We start from the raw sequence: 17,236 nt of genomic DNA, 5'->3' as shown, positions 1-17,236 counted from the left end.
CGCGCCGACCGCTCCAGCGAAGCGCGTAAGCCTGCCCGCACGCGCCTTTGCCGCTCCTACCGACACCGCAGGCGAGCCAAGACTCAATCACCCTGCGTCCCCCGATGCGCCCACCCCGTCGTGCGCTTCTCGATCAACGAGAACAGTTCGTACATCGCCATCGCCATCACGCCGATCACCACCAGCCCGGCAAAAGCGAGCGGCATGCGCTGCTGCGAACCTGCCGTCTGCATCAGGTAGCCGATGCCCGAGTCACCGGCCGTCATCTCGGCCAGCACGGTGCCCACGAAAGCGAGCGTGATCGCGATCTTCAGCGAGCCGTAGAAGTAGGGCATGGAACGAGGCAGGCCGACCTTGACCAGCACGTCCCAGCGTTTGGCGCCGAGCACGCGCAACACGTCTTCGAGTTCGGGCTCGAGCGTGGCCAGGCCGGTGGCGATGTTGACCGTGATCGGGAAGAAAGAGATCAGGAACGCCGTGAGGATGCCTGGCCCGATGCCGATGCCGAACCACACGATCAGGATCGGCACGATCGCCGCCTTGGGCACCGCGTTGAAGCCGACCAGCAGCGGGTAGATCGCCGCATAGGCGAGGCGTGACGAGCCGACCAGAAAGCCGAGCAACACGCCCACGACGATGGCGATCGCGAAGCCGACCATCGTGACCCAGAAGGTCTTCCAGGCCGCCTCGCCGATCGGCCCGGCGAATTCGATCATCGCCTGCACGATGGTGAGCGGGCTCGGGAAGATGAAATCGGCGATCTTGAACAGCGTGCACACGAGCTGCCACAGGATCAGCAGCGCGATGGCCGCGACGACGGGCGCCCAGCGTTCGGTGGTTTTCGGGTTCATTGCGCCACCGCCGTTCCGGCTTTCCGCATCGCGCCGATGTGCCCGCGCAACTCGTGCACGATGTCGGTGAACTCGGGCGTGTAGGTCACTTCGAGGTCGCGCGGCCGCGCGAGGCCGATCTCTCGCTTGACAACGAAGCGCCCCGGGCTGCGGCTCATCACGTACACCGTGTCGGCGAGGAACACACTTTCGCGCAGGTCGTGCGTGACGAGGATGACGTTGAACTTCTGCGCGCTCCACAGGTCACGCAGCGTGCACCACAGCTCTTCGCGCGTGAAGGCGTCGAGCGCACCGAAGGGTTCGTCGAGCAGCAGCATCTTGGGTTCGTGGATCAATGCGCGGCAGATCGAAGCGCGCTGTTGCATGCCGCCCGACAGTTGGTGCGGCAGCTTGTCTTCGTAGCCGCCGAGCCCCACGGTGTGCAGCAGCTTCTTCGCGCGCTCGCGGTACTCGGCGTGCCGCGCCTTGAACTGCGAGCGGTGCGGCTCCACGATCTCGAGCGGCAGCAGCACGTTGTCGATCGTGCTGCGCCAGGGCAGCAGCGAAGGTGCCTGGAAAGACATGCCGCTGATCTTGAGCGGGCCGGTCACCGCGTCGCCGTTGATGTGGATGCTGCCGCGGCTCGGCATCTTCAGCCCCGTGGTCAACTTCATGAAGGTCGACTTGCCGCAGCCCGAAGGCCCCACGATGGCGATGAACTCGCCTTCGGTCACCTGCAGCGAGATGTCTTCGACGGCGAATTGGTTCTTCGCCAGCAGCTCGTCGTTGTAGGCGAGCCAGACGTTCTTGAAATCGACAAAGGGTTTCATGGGTGGGTGAGTTGGTCAGCGGATTTGATCGATGAGTGAGCGCACCGCCTGCTGGTACAGCACCGGTGAGTCACTGAACAGCCTGCTGTGCGAGCCACCTTCGAACTCGACCCAGCGTGTGCCTTTCGGCGCCGCGTCGCGCAGGCGCCGACCGAGCTCGACCGGCACAGTCTTGTCGGCCGTGCCGTGCAGCATGAGGATGGGCGCGTCGACGGCCTTGATCTTGGTGGCCGAGTCGAACTCCTGCGTGGCGAACCACGAGGCGATGGTGCCGATCACGCCCACCGCCTTGGCCACGTCGGGCAGGCGCGGAAAGCTCGACTCGAGAATGAGCGCGCCGTAGTCGCTGCCGCCATGGTGGTGGCTCGCCAGCTCGACCGCCACGCCGCTGCCCATCGAATGGCCGTAGATCACCCGTTTGCGCGGGTCGGGCTGACGCCGCACGAGCTCGGCCCAGGCCACGTTGGCGTCGGCGTAGATCGTGGCTTCTGACGGGATGATGGGCGTGCTGTCGCCCCAGCCGCGGTAGTCGACCGCCACCACGGCGAAGCCGGCTTCACGCAACGCGTCGATCTTCGGCAGGTTCTGGTAGAGGTTCCGAAAGGTGCCGTGCAGGTACAGCAGCGTCGGCGCCTGTGCGCTGTTGCCGGGCAGCCACCACAGGTGGAGCTGTTCGGTGCTGCCGGCCTTCACGCCCGGCACGTCGACGGTGAACGAGAGGTCGCCGGCACGCAGGCCGGGAAAGTCGGCGGGCTGGCCGGGCGTGGGGCGGAACACCAGCTCGCGCTGCTTGGCGTCGAACCAGGCGCAGCCCACGAGCGTTGCGGCCGCGCCGCAGATCAGCAACATGCGCACACCGTTCCAGCCGCGCTGCCCGGAGCGCGCGAGGAATGTGGCGACAATCGCCGCCATGGATTTTTTCAGCCCGCTTCGCATCGCCCTTCCGGTCATCACGATCGGTTGTTTCACTTCAAGCGCTCTGGCGCAGACGGCACCCGCAGAACCTGCCGGCGACACGTGGCGTGTGATGGCGTCGCCCTACACCTTTCATTTCTCGCGCGACCCGAACCACCGTCATGTCTACATGCTCGGGCTCGAAAAGCAGGACGCCGAGGGTTATATCCTCGGTGGCAGCGCCTTCCGCAATTCTTTCGGCCAGCCGAGCGCCTACCTCTACGGTGGCAAACGCTTCTACAACCTGACTGCCGAGGAGCAGCTCTTCGTGCAGCTCACCGGCGGGCTGCTGTACGGCTACAAGCCGCCCTACGACAAGAAGGTGCCGTTCAACTACAAGGGCTTCTCGCCCGGCGCGGTGCTCAGCGTGGGCTGGCAGTTCACGCCGATGTGGTCGACCCAGGTCAACTTTCTCGGCAACTCGGCGATCATGTTCCAGGTGTCGGCCGACTTTCCCTGAAGCTTCGGCAGGCCGGCCGAATGCCGGTGCGCGCGGGGCCACCGCACGCACCGCTGCCATCACTTCTTCGCAGCCGCGAAGATGTTGCGCTCGGCGGCACTTGGCAGAAAACTGCCGTTCCACACCGCTTCGGGCTTCACGCGTTCCTTGGTGGCGAAGGCGTCCGACACCTGGCTCGCCATGAGGCTCAGGCGCGGGCCCAGCACCTCGCCGAAACCTTCGGCCTTGGCGTCGGGCGTGAGCACGGTGGCGTCGAGCGCGAGCTTGAGGCGGCGCTCTTCGAGCGCCACGTCGATGATGCCGTCGCGCGCCTTCACGGTGGCGATGCTGCCCTTCGGGTCGGCGATCACGTCGCGCATGCCCTTGCTGAAGGCGCGCAGGAAGGCCTTCACCGCTTCCGGGTTCTTCTTCAGGAAGTCTTCCGACGTGATGATCGCGTTGCCGTACAGCTTCACGCCGTAGTTCGGGTATGGCAATACCACCACGTCTTCGGCCTTCACGCCGCGCGCTTCGATGTTGAGCAGCGAGGTGAACGAGAAGCCGGTGATCGCGTCGACGTCACCACGCACGAGCATGGTTTCGCGCAGCGGCGGGTCCATCGCGGTCCAGGCCACGTTGGTCACGCTGTTCGCCTTGGCGAAGATCGGCCAGGCCTTGCGGCCGGCGTCGAACACCGGCGCGCCGAGCTTCTTGCCGTTCAGGTCGGCAGGCGTCTTGATGCCCGACTTCTTGAGCGCCAGCACCGCGGCCGGCGTGTTGTTGTAGACCATCATCACCGCCACCGGCTTGTTGGTGGCGGCCGGGTTGTTGGCGTGGAATTCCATCAGCGCCGCGAGGTCGGCAAAACCCATGTCGTACGAGCCCGACGCCACGCGCGTGACGGCGCCGCCCGAGCCGTTGCCGGCGTCGACGGTGACGTTGAGCTTCTCGTTCTTGAAATAACCCTTGGCCACCGGCACAAGGAACAGCGCGGCCGGGCCTTCGAAGCGCCAGTCGAGCTGGAACTTGACGGGGGTTTCCTGGGCGCGGGCGGGCAGGGCGGCCAGGGCCAGGCCGGCGGCGACAGAAGCGAAGAGCGCGCGGCGCGAAAAAGTGGGGGCGTGGTTCAAGAAGAGATCTCCGGCTGGATTGAAAGCGATGCGAGCACAGAAGCAAATTCTGTGCGCAGTGCACCAAAGCAGGCACCGAGGCGAACCCGAATGCCGGGGCATTCGGCCGCCCGGGCGCCCGGTCCTGCTAGCGTTTGGCGAGCCCGGCCTGCTGGCCGAACGACAGTGCCACGAAATCCACGAACGCCCTGACGCGCGCCGCCAGCTGGTGCCTCTGCGGGTACACGGCGTGGATGTCGGCGTCGGGGGTGTGGTACTGCGGCAAGACCTGGACGAGCTTGCCGGTCTTCAGGTGGCGCTCGATGTCCCATTCGGCGCGCATCAGGATGCCGTGGCCGTCGAGTGCCCAGATGACCGCGATCTCGCCGTCGTTGGTGGTGAGGTTGCCGCGGATCTTCACCGCCTCGACGCTCGCACTCTTGCCCCGCGCGCTCGACAGGCGCCACACGCCATGGGCCTCTTCGCCCTGCCGGATGCCGATGCAGTTGTGGCGCGCCAGGTCGTTGGGCACTTTCGGCGTGCCGTGTCTGGCCAGGTAGGCCGGTGAAGCACAGAGCAGGCGGCGGTTCGGTGCGACGTGGCGCGCGATCACACGTGCGTCAGGCGGCGGGCCGAAGCGGATGCACACGTCGAAGGCATCGTCGGTCAGTGGCGGCGGGTTCACCGAGAGCTGCAGTTGCACCTCGACCTGCGGGTGCGCGCGCACGAAGCGCGAGATCAGCGGCGCCACGTGGCTGCGCCCGAAACCCAGCGTGGCATTCACGCGCAGCAAGCCCTTCGGCGTGGCCTTCGAGACGCCGAGCAACTGCGCCATGTCGTCGATCTCGCCGAGGATGCGGCGGGCGCTTTCCAGGCACAGCTCGCCCTCGGGCGTGAGACTCATGCGCCGCGTGGTGCGGTTCACGAGCGAGACGCCGACACGCGCTTCCATCAGCGCCAGGCGCTTGCTCACGGCCGGCGTGGTGATGCCGAGCTCGCGTGCTGCCGCGCTCAGGCTGCCGGCCGCCGCGAGCGCCGAGAAAAAGCCCAGATCGGCGGGTTGGATGCCTGCGCTCATGGCCGGTTGATTGTTGAATTCAGGTTAACGATGGATTCACTTTATCGGCGCTCGGAAAGGCTGTCCAGTTTCTACAGTGTCGTCACCCGCTCAACCCCACACACGGAGACGAACCATGAAGACCTACAGAATCGCCACCATTCCCGGAGACGGCATCGGCAAGGAAGTGGTTCCTGCCGGACAGCAGGTGCTGGAAGCGCTCGCTGCGTCGAGCGGCAGCTTGCGCTTCGAGTTCGAGAACTTCGGCTGGGGCGGCGACCACTACCGCGAGCACGGCGTGATGATGCCGGCCGACGGACTGGATGCGATCCGCAACAAGGACGCGATCCTGTTCGGCAGCGCCGGCGACCCGCACATTCCTGACCACATCACGCTGTGGGGCTTGCGCCTGAAGATCTGCCAGGGCTTCGACCAGTACGCCAACGTGCGCCCCACGCGCATCCTGCCCGGCATCGACGGCCCGCTGAAGCGCTGCGGCCCGGGCGACCTGAACTGGGTGATCGTGCGCGAGAACTCCGAAGGCGAATACGCCGGCGTGGGCGGCCGAGTGCACCAGGGCCACCCGATCGAAGCGGCCACCGACGTGTCGATCATGACCCGCGCTGGCGTAGAACGCATCATGCGTTTTGCCTTCAAGCTGGCGCAGTCGCGGCCCCGCAAGCTGCTGACCGTCATCACCAAGAGCAACGCTCAGCGCCACGCGATGGTGATGTGGGACGAGATCGCATTGCAGGTCTCCAAAGAGTTCCCCGATGTCACCTGGGACAAGGAACTCGTCGACGCCTCGACCGCCCGCATGATCAACAAGCCGGCCTCGCTGGACACCATCGTCGCGACCAACCTGCACGCCGACATCCTGAGCGACCTGGCCGCCGCGCTCGCCGGCAGCTTGGGCATTGCGCCCACCGGCAACATCGACCCCGAGCACCGTTACCCGTCGATGTTCGAGCCGATCCACGGCTCGGCGTTCGACATCATGGGCAAGGGCCTGGCCAACCCGGTCGGCACCTTCTGGTCGGTCGTGATGATGCTCGATCACCTGGGCGAGTACGACGCTGCGCAGCGTGTGATGGAGGCGATCGAGCAGGTCACCGCCAACCCCCAGCTGCACACCGGCGACCTGGGTGGCAAGGCCACCACGGCGCAGGTGACCGATGCGATGTGCCAGCTGCTGCTGGCCAGCGCGCAGCGCAAGGCGGCCTGAGCATGAAGGCGCTCAAGCACACCCTCGTCGCAATGGCGCTTGCCGCGACCGGCGCTGCCGCCGTCGCAGAAACCTGGCCGAGCAAACCCGTCACCCTGATCGTGCCGTTCCCTGCCGGCGGCACGACCGATGTGCTGGCCCGCGCGCTCGCAGAGAAGCTGACGGCGAGCCTCGGCCAGACCGTGATCGTCGACAGCAAGCCGGGCGCAGGCGCCACGCTGGGCGCCGACTTCGTGGCCAAGGCCAAGCCCGACGGCTACACGCTGCTCGTGGGTGCGGTGCACCACACCATCGCTTCCAGCGTCTACAAGAAATTGCCGTACGACTTCCAGAAGGACCTTGCGCCCATCACCACGGTGGCGCTGGTGCCGAACGTGCTGGTCGTCAACGCCAGCACGCCTGCGAAGAACGTGGCCGAACTGGTGACGATGCTCAAGGCCAAACCGGGCCAGTACAACTACGCCTCGAACGGCAACGGCACGGCGCAGCACCTCATCGGCACGCAGTTCGAGAACATCACCGGTACCGACATCGCGCACATTCCGTACAAGGGCAGCGGCCCGATGACGACCGACCTGCTCGGCGGCCAGGTCACGATGTCTTTCGACACCGTGACGCCGGTGCTGCAGCACATCAAGAGCGGCAAGCTGCGCGCGTTGGCGGTCACCACAGCCAAGCGCTCTTCGGCGCTGCCCGAGGTGCCCACGCTCGAAGAGGCTGGCCTGAAAGGCTTCAACATCGGCACCTGGTTCGGGGTGCTGGCGCCGGCGGCCACGCCGAAAGAGATCGTGGCGCGGCTCAACACCGAAATGGTGAAGGTGATCCAGTCGCCCGAATTCCGCAAGCGCATGGACGAGATCGGCGCCGAGCCGATCGGCGACAGCAGCGCGCAGATGGCGCAGCAGATCAAGGCCGAGACCGAGAAGTTCGCCAGGCTCGTGAAGGACGCGAAGGTGGTCATCGAATGAGCGTGCGTGGCGGGTGGCCGGCCCCTGGCCGCTCACCTGCGCGCGCGGCCCAGGTTGGCCGCGATCATGGCCGCCACCAGCGTCACGAGCCACGAGTAATACATCCACAGCAGGAACAAGGGCAACACCGCGAAAGCGCCGTAGACCGCCTGGTAGGTGGGCAGCTTGACGAGGTAGGTGGTGAAGCCACGCTTGCCGAGCTCGAAGGCCACGCCGGCGATCACGCCGCCCACGAACGCGTCGAGCAGGCGCACCTTGGCGTTGGGCACGTAGAAGAAGAGCGCTGTCAGCGCTGCCAGGCTCAGCAAGACCGGGCCCAGGCCGAGCACGAACGAGAGCGAGGGTGGCAGGGCGCCCACCAGCCCCATCGACATGCCCAGCACCAGCGTGCCAGCCCACAGGCTCAGGCCCAGCACCGGTGGGCCGATCGCGAGCATCAGCACATAGAGCAGCAGCCTTCTCAGGAACGGCCGGTTGCGCCGGGCCTGCCACATCTGGTTGAGCGCGTTCTCGACCGTGAGCAGCAGCGCCAGGGCCGTGGCCAGCAGGAACAGCGAGCCGATCCACGTCAGCCCGCCGGCATTCGCCGCGAAGGCGTTCAAGTACCTGAGCACCGTGCGCGAGATGTCGGCCGGCAGCAGGCCTTTCAACACGAACTCGTCGATCGCGCTTTCGAGCCGGCTGAAGACGGGGAAGCGCCTGAACAGCGCGAAGCTCACGGCCAGCAGCGGCACGACCGAGAGCAGCGTGGTGAAGGTGAGGCTGCCGGCCACCTGCGCGAGGCGGGCCTTGCGGGCTTGGTGGAAGGTGGAACGAATGAGGGTGAGCATGGGGCTCGAAGGCGATGGGGTGGGCGGATGGAAACGGGTCTGTGGCCGAACGGTCGGCGGTTCTGAACTCAACCATAGCGACATAAACTGTCCGCCGACAACAAGATCGGGAGGCTCGCGGGATGAAGACCAAGCGCAAGGCGCCGACGGGCAGCGTCGCCGCGGCTCCGGCCGCCAGGAAGACAGCCGCCGGCGCGCCGCGTGACGACACCAAGGTCACGCTCGAGATGGTGGCGCAGGCAGCGGGTGTGTCGCCAAGCACGGTGTCGAGAATCCTCAACGGCACGGCGGTTGTCAGCGACGACAAGAAGCTGGCGGTCGACGAAGCCATCGCGCGCATGGGCTTCGTGCCCAACCCGGTGGCGCGCGGCCTGGCCGGCGGGCGCACGCTGAGCATCGGTGTGGTCACCCAGTCCATCGACAGCCCGTTCTACGGTGGCGCGTTGCGTGGCATTGAAGACGAGCTCAGCCGCGCCGGCTACAGCCCACTGTTCGTCAGCGGCCAGTGGAACGCGGCGCACGAGGCGCGCTGCATCGAGACGCTGCGTGCGCGCCGTGTCGACGGCATCATCGTGTTGACCGGCCGCTTGAGCGACAACGCGCTCGCCACGCACGCGCAGAGCCTGCCCGTGGTCGTGACCGGCCGCAGCCTGCGGGTGCCGGGCCTGTACGCACTGAACTTCGACAATTTCGAGGGTGGCCGCCTGGCCACGCACCATTTGCTGAGCCTGGGGCACCGGCGCATCGCGTTCATCGCCGGCGACACGCGCCACCCCGACGCCAAGGAGCGCCTGCGCGGCTACCGCGCCGCGCTCGAGGCGGCCGGGCAGGCCTACGAGCCCAAGCTCGTGGTGCCCGGCCAGTACACCGAAGACAGCGGCCGCATGGCCGTGGAAAGGCTGCTCGACAGCCGCGAGCGCTTCAGCGCCATCTTCGCCGCCAACGACCAGATGGCGTTCGGCGCCACACTGGCCCTGCACCGGCGCCGCCTGCGCGTGCCCGACGACGTGTCGCTGGTCGGCTTCGACGACCTGGCGAGCGCGGAATACAACATTCCGCCGCTGAGCACCGTGCACCACCCGATCTACGAATTGGGTCAGTTCGCGGCCACCGCGATGTTGCAGTTGCTGGCCGGCACGCCGCCGACGCTGGAGCTGCCGTCGCCGCGATTCATCGCGCGCGAGTCCAGCCGGGAACTGCGCACCCGCTGAGCGCCCGCCCGGCCGGACGGGCGCAGATCGGCCCGGCGCCCGCCGCGCCAGCCTCTCGATAACCCTCGATTGACAGGCCGGCTTCCCCTTCTAGAATTGTGAAAGCGCTTTCAAAGCGCCTGACGCACAACCGGCGTGTGGGGCGGGCAACCAGGGGCACACGGTCAGAGATGCGCAGCCACGAGATGCACACCATGATCCAGGCACCTCCTTTTCCTCCGTCGCACACTTTCCCGAAAGACTTCGTCTGGGGCGTGGCGACCAGCTCCTTCCAGATCGAGGGCGCCGCGGCCGAAGACGGCAAGGGCCCGTCGATCTGGGACGACTTCTGCCGCGTGCCCGGTGCGATTGCCGACGGCAGCGACGGCCAGCTCGCCTGCGACCACTACCACCGCTGGCCCGAAGACCTGAACCTCATCGCCGACCTGGGCGTCGATGCCTACCGTTTCTCGGTGTCGTGGCCGCGGGTGCAGCCACTCGGGCAGGGCGCGTGGAACGAGCCGGGCATGGCCTTCTACGACCGCCTCGTCGACGGCCTGCTCGAACGTGGCATCCAGCCCTACCTCACGCTCAACCACTGGGACCTGCCTTCGGCGTTGCAGCAACAAGGGGGCTGGGCGAACCGTGACACGGTGCACCGCTTCGTCGACTACGCCTGCGGCATGGCCGCGCGTCTGGGCGACCGCGTGGCCACCATCACCACCCACAACGAGCCCTGGGTGATGGCTGTGCTCGGGCACGAGACCGGCGTGTTCGCGCCAGGCCTGAAGCACCGCGCCACCGCCATGCAGGTGGCGCACCACCTGTTGCTGAGCCACGGCCTGGCCTTGCAAGCCATGCGTTCGCAAGGCTGCAAGGCGCGGCTCGGCATCGTGCTGAACCTGTCGCCCATCGGCGGCGCGACCGACAGCGCCGAAGACCAGGCCCAGGCGCGCCTCGAAGACGGCCGCTCGGTGCGCTGGTACATGGACCCGCTGTTCAAGGGCCACTACCCGGCCGACGTGCTCGAGCACCTGGGTGCCGACGCACCGCAGGTGGGGCCTGGCGATCTGGCCGCCATCGCCACGCCGATGGACTTTCTGGGGGTCAACTACTACACCCGCTCGGTCGTCAGTGCGGCCGGTGCTTTCGACGTGAAGACCAGCGGCAAGGCGCTCACCGACATGGGCTGGGAGGTCTACCCCGAAGGGCTGACCGAACTGCTGCTGCGCCTGCACCGCGACTACGCCGTGCCGCCGCTGTACGTGAAGGAGAACGGCGCGGCCTTCAAGGACGTGCTGGCCGGCGGCCGCGTGCACGACGTCGACCGCACCGACTACATCGCGCGCCACATCGGCGCGGTGGCCGAGGCCTTGCGCCAGGGCGTGCCGATGGCCGGCTACATGGTGTGGAGCCTGCTCGACAACTTCGAGTGGGCCTCGGGTTACGAGAAGCGCTTCGGCATCGTGCACGTCGACCAGCAGACACTGACCCGCACACCGAAAGACAGCGCGCTCTGGTACCGCGACTTCCTGCGCGTGCAGAAGGCAGCGCGCCTTGCGTCGCCTACCGTGAAAGCGTGATGGCCATGAGCAAGAAGAAGCCGCGCAAGATCCCGGGCTGGAAGCTGGTCTGGAACGACGAGTTCGAAGGCGACGCGGTCGACCCCACCAAGTGGGACTTCGATCTCGGCAACGGCTTCTTCGACTACGGCAGCCACACCTGGGTGGCCGGCTGGGGCAACGAAGAACTGCAGTACTACACCGACCGGCCGGTCAACGCGCAGGTGAAAGACGGCCGGCTCACGATCCGTGCGGTGAAAGAGGCGTTGCACGGCTGCGGCTACACCTCGGCGCGGCTGAAGACGCGGCGCCGCGACGGCACGCCGCTGTTCACCACCTGCTATGGCCGGGTCGAGTTCCGCGCCAAGGTGCCCTGGGGCAAGGGTCTGTGGCCGGCGCTGTGGATGCTGCCGCAGGCCGACACCTATGGCGGTTGGCCCGCCTCGGGCGAGATCGACCTGATGGAGATCGTCGGCGAGAAGCCGCACGAGGTGCTCAACAGCATCCACTTCGGCTCGCCCGGCACGCAAGCCCGGCAGCTCATCACCCACGTGCATGCGCTGCCCGGTGACGGCATGGTGTCGGACTGGCACACCTACGCGGTCGAGTGGGAACCGGGCGAGATCCGCTTCTACGTCGACGAGGTGCACACCAGCACCTGCCAGCACTGGTGGAGCAGCAGTGTGACCAAGGATGGCGCCGGCGTGATCGCGCGGCGCCAGGCCGACCTCAACCCGTGGCCCGCGCCGTTCGACCAACCCTTCTATCTGGTGATGAACGTGGCGGTGGGCGGCAACTTCCCTGGCGTGCCCAACCCCGAGACGCGCTTCCCCGCCGAACTGGTGGTCGACTACGTGCGCGTGTACGACAAGGTCGGCGGCCATGGCGGTGTCAAACCCATCGGCCAGGGCAAGTTCCCCTGGCAGAAAAAGAAGCGCTGAAGGCAGAACCCACCATGTCCAGACCCCACACCGATTCCAGCGGCAAGCTGATCCGCAGCGCCGACCAGGGCGAGTGGCAGAGCCCGGCGAGCCACCGCTCCGGCGCCGATCCGGGCGCGGCGCCTGGCGCTGGCAGCTGGGCCCACGCCAGCCCCGAAGTCTGGACGTGGGAGCGGCGCAACGCGCTCTCGGCCGACTTTCACGCCACGCTGCTGCGCGGTGTGCACGGCCTGTGCTTCAGCCCCTACCTCGAAGGGCAGCAACCCGGCAGCCAGATCGGCGAAGCGCAGATCCGCGAGCGCTTGCAGATCCTGCAGCCGCACACGAAGTGGGTGCGCAGCTTCTCGTGCACCGACGGTCACGAACACACGCCACGTGTGGCGCACGAACTCGGGCTGAAGACGCTCGTCGGCGCCTGGCTGGGCACCGACGCGCAGATCAACGAGCGCGAGATCGAAGGCGTGATCGAGGTGGCGCGCGCCGGCCACGCCGACATCGTGGCCGTGGGCAACGAGGTCATGCTGCGCGAAGACATGAGCGAAGACGCGTTGCTCGCCTACATCCAGCGCGTGAAAGATGCGCTGCCCGGTGTGCCGGTGGGTTATGTCGACGCCTACTTCCTGTTCGAGAAACACCCGCGCATCACCGCCGCCTGCGACGTGGTGATGACCAATTGCTACCCGTTCTGGGAAGGCTGCCCGCGCGAGCAGGCACTGGCCTACATGCAGACCATGCTGGCGCGCACGCGCGCGGCCGCACCGGGCAAGCGCATCCTCATCAGCGAGACCGGCTGGCCCGATCAAGGCAGCGCTTTCCAGGGCTCGGTGCCCTCGCACGAAGGGGCCATGCAGTACTTCGTCGACACCTGTGGCTGGGCTGAACAGGAAGGCATCGAGGTCTTCTACTTCGCCGCCTTCGACGAAGCCTGGAAGGTCGGTGCCGAAGGCGACGTGGGTGCCTTCTGGGGCCTGTGGGACAAGGACGGCGTCCTCAAGTTCGCATGAGCATCATCGTGTCATCAGGTTCGCCCCCGTTCGCCCTGCCCGCCGGCAACGCGCTCTGTTATTCCGGCTACCGCACCGGCCAGAGCCCGGACCAAAAGATCTACCCGTCGCTGGCCGAGATCCGTGAAGACCTGCACCTCCTGAAGCGCCACTGGAAGCTGCTGCGCCTGTACGACTGCAGCCTGCATGCAGAACGTGTGCTGCAGGTCATCCGCGAAGACAAGCTCGACTTTCGCGTCATGCTCGGTGCCTACCTGGGCGCAGAGATGAACAACTTCGGCTGCCCCTGGGGCGCGACCTTCACCGAAGAACAACTCGAAGCCAGCCGGCTCGAGAACCTGGCCGAACTCGACCGCCTGGTCGACCTGGCCAACCGCCACGGCGACACCGTGTTTTCGGTGGCCGTGGGCAACGAGGCCACCGTCGACTGGACCGATCACTTCGTGCCCGTGCACCGCATGATCGACTACGTGCGCTGGGTCAAGGCGGCGGTGCAGCAGCCCGTCACCTTCTGCGAGAACTACGTGCCCTGGCAGCACAAGCTGCGTGATCTGGTGGCCGAGCTCGACTTCATCTCGGTGCACACCTACCCGGTGTGGGAATACAAGCACATCCACGAAGCGCTCGACTACACCAAAGACAACTTCGCCAGCGTGGCACGGCTCTACCCCGACAAGCCCATCGTCATCACCGAAGCCGGCTGGTGCACGGCCAGCAACGGCCGCGGCATGAACGCCGAGCACGCGGTGCAGGAACTGCAGGCCATCTACTACCAGGACCTGATGGCCTGGACGCGCGAGGCCGGCATCCTGTGCTTCGTGTTCGAGGCCTTCGACGAACCGTGGAAGGGCTCGGCCGACCCGCTCGAACCCGAAAAACACTGGGGCCTGTTCACGGTGGACCGCCAGCCCAAGCGTGTGATGCAGGCCCTCTATCCCGACCTGGCGATGCAGTCGGCACAGGCCTGAGAGCGCCCGCACCAGCGTCGCGCCTCACCACCGAAAGTACCCCATGACCGCAACCGCCAGCAGCGCAACCCACCACGTTCCCTTCGGCCGCAAGGTCGCCTTCGGGCTGGGCATGCTGGCCAACCAGATGTTCCCGGCCGCGCTGGGCATCTTCATGGTGGTGCTGGTGCAGGACATGGGCTTCCCGACGTGGATGTGGGGCATCCTGTTCTTCCTGCCGCGTGCCTACGACGCGATCCTCGACCCGATCATGGGCTTCATCTCCGACAACACACGCTCGAAGTGGGGCCGGCGCCGGCAGTACGTGTTCGTCGGCGCCATCATGATGGGCGTCGCGTTCGTGGCGATGTGGCAGCTCCACCGCAGCGACGGGCTGACCCACAACTTCATCTACTTCCTGGTCTGGTCGCTGGTGTTCTTCACCGGCCTGACGGTGTTCAGCATCCCGTACGTGGCCATCGGCTACGAGATGAGCGACGACTTCCACGAGCGCACCCACATCATGGCGGTGGCGCAATGGATCGGCCAATGGGCCTGGGTGATCGCGCCGTGGTTCTGGGTCTTCATGTACGACCCGAAGTGGTTCGCCAACGCCGACTCGGCTGCGCGCACGCTCTCGGTCTGGGTCGGCGTGATCTGCATGCTGCTGGCGATGGTGCCGGCCTTGTTCATCCCGAGCCGCTCGACCAAGGACGACACGCACCTCGTGCCGCTGACGCTGGCGAACGTGGGCGTCGGCATGCGCGAGATGATGAGCGGCTTCAAGGAGGCCTTCGGCTGCGTGCCTTTTCGCAAGCTGTGCTTCGCGACCTTCCTGATCTTCAACGCCTTCAACACGGTGGCGGCGTTCTCGTTCTTCATCGTCGTCTACCACCTGTTCAACGGCAACACGGCCGCGGCCGGCATCTGGCCCACGCTGTTCGGCAGCGTCGGCGCGCTCGTCACCACCTTCGCGGTGATCCCCACCGTGGCCTGGATATCGAAGCGGGTCGGCAAGAAGACCGCCTTCATGCTGTCGCAGGGCATCTCGCTCATCGGCTACGTGCTGCTGTGGTTCCTGATGGTGCCGGGCAAGCCCTGGATGTTCATGCTGGCCCTGCCGTTCTTCTCGTTCGGCATCGGCGGGCTGTTCACGCTGATGATGTCGATGACCGCCGACGTGTGCGACCTCGACGAGCTGGCCACCGGCAAACGCCGCGAAGGCATCTTCGGCGCGATCTACTGGTGGATGGTCAAGCTCGGCTTCGCGGTCGCCGGCCTGCTCAGCGGCGCCATCATGTCGGTGGTCGCGTTCACTCCGGGCGCCGCGGTGCAGCCCGACGGCGCCGTCGACGGCTTGCGCTTGTTCTATTCCGGCGTGCCCATCTTCGGGACGCTGCTGGCGATGTGGGTCATGCGCGACTACGACCTCGACGAGAAGCGGGCCCTTGAAGTGCACGCAGAGATCGAGCGGCGCAAGCAGCGCGCCGCCGCGTCGTCTTCGCAAGGCTCGGGCGCGCGGCCCTGGCTCGAAGAGCACGGCCTGCACCTGCCGGCGATGGAGCGCTCGGCCCTGGCCGGCAAGACCGCGGCCGAGATCGGCGCGCTGTATCGCGAGCAGATGAGCAGCGGCGTGTACGGCCTGTGCTTCAGCGCCTACACTGAAACACAAGCTGCGGGCGATGTGCTGTCAGAAGCGCAGGTGGCTCGGCGCATCGAACTCATCGCGCCGCACACCCGCTGGGTGCGCTCGTTCGCCTGCACCGAGGGGCACGAATCGATCCCCCGGCTGGCGCGAGCGAAGGGGCTCAAGACGATGGTCGGCGCCTGGATCAGCCACGATCGCGAACGCAACGAACGCGAGATCGAAGGGCTGGTGACGCTGGCCCGCGCGGGCCTGGTCAACATCGCCGTGGTGGGCAACGAGGTCTTGCTGCGCGGCGAACTGCCCGAGGCCGAATTGCTGGCGTACATCGCACGCGTGCGGGCCGCTGTGCCACAAGACGTGCGGGTGGGTTGTGTCGACGCTTACTACCAGTTCCTCGAGCGCCCGGCGCTGACGGCCGCCTGCGACGTGCTGCTGCCGAACTGCTACCCGTTCTGGGAAGGCACCCACATCGACATGGCCGCCCCTTACCTGCGCCGCATGGTCGGCCTGGTGCAGGCCGCGGGTGGCGGCAAGCGGGTCATCGTCACCGAAACGGGTTGGCCCGGCAGCGGGCAAGCGGTGGCGGGCGCCGTGCCCTCGGCCGAGAACGCAATGCGCTACTTCATCGACGTGCAGCAATGGGCCCGCCACGAGGGCGTGCGGCTGCATTACTTCTCGTCGTTCGACGAGCCCTGGAAGCGGCAGCAGGAAGGCGAAGTGGGCACGCAGTGGGGCCTGTGGGACAAGGACGAGCGGCCCAAGTACGGCGCGCTCGCGCAGTGAGTGCCCATGGTTGACGCACCTCGTCTGGCCGCTCCGGGCGTGCTTCTGTTGCTGCTGCAGCTCGTGGCCTGCGGTGGCGGAGGCAGCGGCGATGGGCCGGCCGTGTCCACCGCGCCGGCACCCGCGCCGCCGCCGGTGGTCGCCGACCCTGCCCCGCCTGCTCCACCGGTAACCACCGGGCCTGCACCCGCCGGCTACCGCCTGGTGTGGGCCGATGAGTTCGACACCGAAGGACTCCCCGGCACGTCACGCTGGGCTTACGAGACCGAGCGCAACCGGCTGGGTTGGTACAACAACGAGCGTCAGTACTACGCCGCGGCGCGGGCCGAGAACGCGGTGGTCGCGGGCGGGCGCCTGCGCATCACCGCGCGGCTGGAATCGCTGAGCAGTGCCGCCGACTGGGGTGGCCAGCGCTACACCTCGGCACGCCTGAGCACGCGTGGCACCGCGGCCTGGACCTACGGCTACTTCGAAGTGCGCGCCCGGCTGCCCTGCGGCCGCGGCACCTGGCCTGCGGTCTGGATGCTGGGCAGCGGCGGCACCTGGCCCGACGACGGCGAGATCGACATCATGGAGCAGGTGGGCAGCAACCCGAGCCGCGTCTTCGGCACGGTGCACACACGCCTGAGCGCCGGCCCGGGCACCGGCGCTGCGGTGCAGGTGCCCGACGCCTGCACCGCCTTCCACGACTATCAAATGCACTGGACGGCCGACGAGATCGCCATCGGCGTCGATGGCGTCGTCACCTACCGCTACGCCAACCCGCGCACCGGCTACGCCGCGTGGCCTTTCAATGCGCCGCAGTACCTGCTGTTGAACGTCGCCATCGGTGGCGATCTCGGTGGTGCCGTCGAAGACAGCATCTTCCCGGTGGCGATGGAGATCGAGCACGTGCGCGTCTGGCAGGCGCCGCTTTAGT

16 protein-coding genes are annotated in these 17,236 nt (G+C 67.0%); 10 read left to right on the top strand and 6 right to left on the bottom strand.

What is annotated here, in order from left to right; genetic code table 11:
• Positions 1–83 precede the first annotated feature (83 nt).
• The 3 genes from AC30PD_RS03515 to AC30PD_RS03505 are packed head-to-tail and all read right to left on the bottom strand — an operon-like array spanning position 84 to position 2,572.
• Positions 84–851: an ABC transporter permease gene (locus AC30PD_RS03515; protein ID WP_489534258.1), complete on the bottom strand. Its 768-nt coding sequence runs from the start codon at positions 849–851 to the stop codon at positions 84–86.
• Positions 848–1,660 carry an ABC transporter ATP-binding protein gene (locus AC30PD_RS03510; protein WP_489534257.1) on the bottom strand — a complete coding sequence of 271 codons (813 nt, stop codon included), beginning with the start codon at positions 1,658–1,660 and terminating at the stop codon, positions 848–850. Before AC30PD_RS03510 ends, AC30PD_RS03515 begins: the two co-directional genes overlap by 4 nt.
• Before the next feature lie 15 nt (positions 1,661–1,675).
• Complete coding sequence (locus tag AC30PD_RS03505; RefSeq protein WP_489534256.1) at positions 1,676–2,572, bottom strand: alpha/beta hydrolase; 897 nt, start codon at positions 2,570–2,572, stop codon at positions 1,676–1,678.
• On the opposite strand from AC30PD_RS03505, the gene AC30PD_RS03500 reads away from it, so the two are divergent.
• Positions 2,571–3,074, top strand: a complete 504-nt coding sequence (locus AC30PD_RS03500; protein ID WP_489534255.1) for a hypothetical protein — start codon at positions 2,571–2,573, stop codon at positions 3,072–3,074. The two genes, AC30PD_RS03505 and AC30PD_RS03500, sit on opposite strands and share 2 nt — an antisense overlap.
• A 59-nt stretch (positions 3,075–3,133) precedes the next feature.
• Here the strand turns inward: AC30PD_RS03500 and AC30PD_RS03495 are convergent, their stop codons facing one another.
• A complete protein-coding gene (locus tag AC30PD_RS03495) occupies positions 3,134–4,183 on the bottom strand; it encodes an ABC transporter substrate-binding protein (RefSeq protein ID WP_489534254.1) in 1,050 nt (349 codons plus the stop codon).
• 127 nt (positions 4,184–4,310) lie between these two features.
• A complete protein-coding gene (locus tag AC30PD_RS03490; protein ID WP_489534253.1) occupies positions 4,311–5,240 on the bottom strand; it encodes a LysR substrate-binding domain-containing protein in 930 nt (309 codons plus the stop codon).
• 115 nt (positions 5,241–5,355) lie between these two features.
• Here AC30PD_RS03490 and AC30PD_RS03485 point away from each other — a divergent pair, with 115 nt between their 5' ends.
• On the top strand, positions 5,356–6,444 hold the full coding sequence (locus AC30PD_RS03485) for a tartrate dehydrogenase (RefSeq protein WP_489534252.1): 1,089 nt from the start codon (positions 5,356–5,358) through the stop codon (positions 6,442–6,444).
• A 2-nt stretch (positions 6,445–6,446) separates the two neighbouring features.
• A complete protein-coding gene (locus AC30PD_RS03480) occupies positions 6,447–7,412 on the top strand; it encodes a tripartite tricarboxylate transporter substrate binding protein (protein ID WP_489534251.1) in 966 nt (321 codons plus the stop codon).
• A 32-nt stretch (positions 7,413–7,444) separates the two neighbouring features.
• On the opposite strand, the gene AC30PD_RS03475 is transcribed toward AC30PD_RS03480, so the two are convergent.
• Positions 7,445–8,242, bottom strand: a complete 798-nt coding sequence (locus AC30PD_RS03475; protein ID WP_489534250.1) for a YihY family inner membrane protein — start codon at positions 8,240–8,242, stop codon at positions 7,445–7,447.
• Positions 8,243–8,364: 122 nt separating this feature from the next.
• Between AC30PD_RS03475 and AC30PD_RS03470 the strand changes: the two genes are divergently transcribed.
• The 7 genes from AC30PD_RS03470 (at position 8,365) to AC30PD_RS03440 (ending at position 17,235) form a co-directional block, all read left to right on the top strand.
• Entirely contained in the window at positions 8,365–9,453 is a 1,089-nt protein-coding gene (locus AC30PD_RS03470) for a LacI family DNA-binding transcriptional regulator (protein WP_489534249.1), read from the top strand.
• A gap of 194 nt (positions 9,454–9,647) precedes the next feature.
• Complete coding sequence (locus AC30PD_RS03465; RefSeq protein ID WP_489534248.1) at positions 9,648–11,015, top strand: GH1 family beta-glucosidase; 1,368 nt, start codon at positions 9,648–9,650, stop codon at positions 11,013–11,015.
• A 5-nt stretch (positions 11,016–11,020) separates the two neighbouring features.
• Complete coding sequence (locus tag AC30PD_RS03460; protein WP_489534247.1) at positions 11,021–11,935, top strand: glycoside hydrolase family 16 protein; 915 nt, start codon at positions 11,021–11,023, stop codon at positions 11,933–11,935.
• Positions 11,936–11,949: 14 nt separating this feature from the next.
• Positions 11,950–12,939, top strand: coding sequence for a glycoside hydrolase family 17 protein (locus tag AC30PD_RS03455; protein ID WP_489534246.1), 990 nt, complete (start codon positions 11,950–11,952; stop codon positions 12,937–12,939).
• Positions 12,936–13,907: a glycoside hydrolase family 17 protein gene (locus AC30PD_RS03450; protein WP_489534245.1), complete on the top strand. Its 972-nt coding sequence runs from the start codon at positions 12,936–12,938 to the stop codon at positions 13,905–13,907. Before AC30PD_RS03455 ends, AC30PD_RS03450 begins: the two co-directional genes overlap by 4 nt.
• A gap of 43 nt (positions 13,908–13,950) precedes the next feature.
• On the top strand, positions 13,951–16,317 hold the full coding sequence (locus tag AC30PD_RS03445; protein WP_489534244.1) for an MFS transporter: 2,367 nt from the start codon (positions 13,951–13,953) through the stop codon (positions 16,315–16,317).
• 6 nt (positions 16,318–16,323) lie between these two features.
• Complete coding sequence (locus AC30PD_RS03440) at positions 16,324–17,235, top strand: glycoside hydrolase family 16 protein (RefSeq protein ID WP_489534243.1); 912 nt, start codon at positions 16,324–16,326, stop codon at positions 17,233–17,235.
• The last annotated feature ends 1 nt before the right edge of the window (position 17,236 follow it).

Origin of the sequence: Rhizobacter sp., assembly GCF_032229685.1 — a bacterium.
Lineage (GTDB): Bacteria > Pseudomonadota > Gammaproteobacteria > Burkholderiales > Burkholderiaceae_C > LMDS01.
Note: the sequence above shows the minus strand (reverse complement) of the source record. Positions and strands in the feature narration are given on the sequence as shown.

What these genes read in the sequence shown, in the direction of transcription:
- AC30PD_RS03515 (WP_489534258.1), bottom strand. Translation starts at nt 851, where the DNA reads ATGAACCCGAAAACCACCGAACGCTGGGCGCCCGTCGTCGCGGCCATC.
- AC30PD_RS03510 (WP_489534257.1), bottom strand. Translation starts at nt 1,660, where the DNA reads ATGAAACCCTTTGTCGATTTCAAGAACGTCTGGCTCGCCTACAACGAC.
- AC30PD_RS03500 (WP_489534255.1), top strand. Translation starts at nt 2,571, where the DNA reads ATGGATTTTTTCAGCCCGCTTCGCATCGCCCTTCCGGTCATCACGATC.
- AC30PD_RS03505 (WP_489534256.1), bottom strand. Translation starts at nt 2,572, where the DNA reads ATGGCGGCGATTGTCGCCACATTCCTCGCGCGCTCCGGGCAGCGCGGC.
- AC30PD_RS03490 (WP_489534253.1), bottom strand. Translation starts at nt 5,240, where the DNA reads ATGAGCGCAGGCATCCAACCCGCCGATCTGGGCTTTTTCTCGGCGCTC.
- AC30PD_RS03485 (WP_489534252.1), top strand. Translation starts at nt 5,356, where the DNA reads ATGAAGACCTACAGAATCGCCACCATTCCCGGAGACGGCATCGGCAAG.
- AC30PD_RS03480 (WP_489534251.1), top strand. Translation starts at nt 6,447, where the DNA reads ATGAAGGCGCTCAAGCACACCCTCGTCGCAATGGCGCTTGCCGCGACC.
- AC30PD_RS03475 (WP_489534250.1), bottom strand. Translation starts at nt 8,242, where the DNA reads ATGCTCACCCTCATTCGTTCCACCTTCCACCAAGCCCGCAAGGCCCGC.
- AC30PD_RS03470 (WP_489534249.1), top strand. Translation starts at nt 8,365, where the DNA reads ATGAAGACCAAGCGCAAGGCGCCGACGGGCAGCGTCGCCGCGGCTCCG.
- AC30PD_RS03465 (WP_489534248.1), top strand. Translation starts at nt 9,648, where the DNA reads ATGATCCAGGCACCTCCTTTTCCTCCGTCGCACACTTTCCCGAAAGAC.
- AC30PD_RS03460 (WP_489534247.1), top strand. Translation starts at nt 11,021, where the DNA reads ATGAGCAAGAAGAAGCCGCGCAAGATCCCGGGCTGGAAGCTGGTCTGG.
- AC30PD_RS03455 (WP_489534246.1), top strand. Translation starts at nt 11,950, where the DNA reads ATGTCCAGACCCCACACCGATTCCAGCGGCAAGCTGATCCGCAGCGCC.
- AC30PD_RS03450 (WP_489534245.1), top strand. Translation starts at nt 12,936, where the DNA reads ATGAGCATCATCGTGTCATCAGGTTCGCCCCCGTTCGCCCTGCCCGCC.
- AC30PD_RS03445 (WP_489534244.1), top strand. Translation starts at nt 13,951, where the DNA reads ATGACCGCAACCGCCAGCAGCGCAACCCACCACGTTCCCTTCGGCCGC.
- AC30PD_RS03440 (WP_489534243.1), top strand. Translation starts at nt 16,324, where the DNA reads ATGGTTGACGCACCTCGTCTGGCCGCTCCGGGCGTGCTTCTGTTGCTG.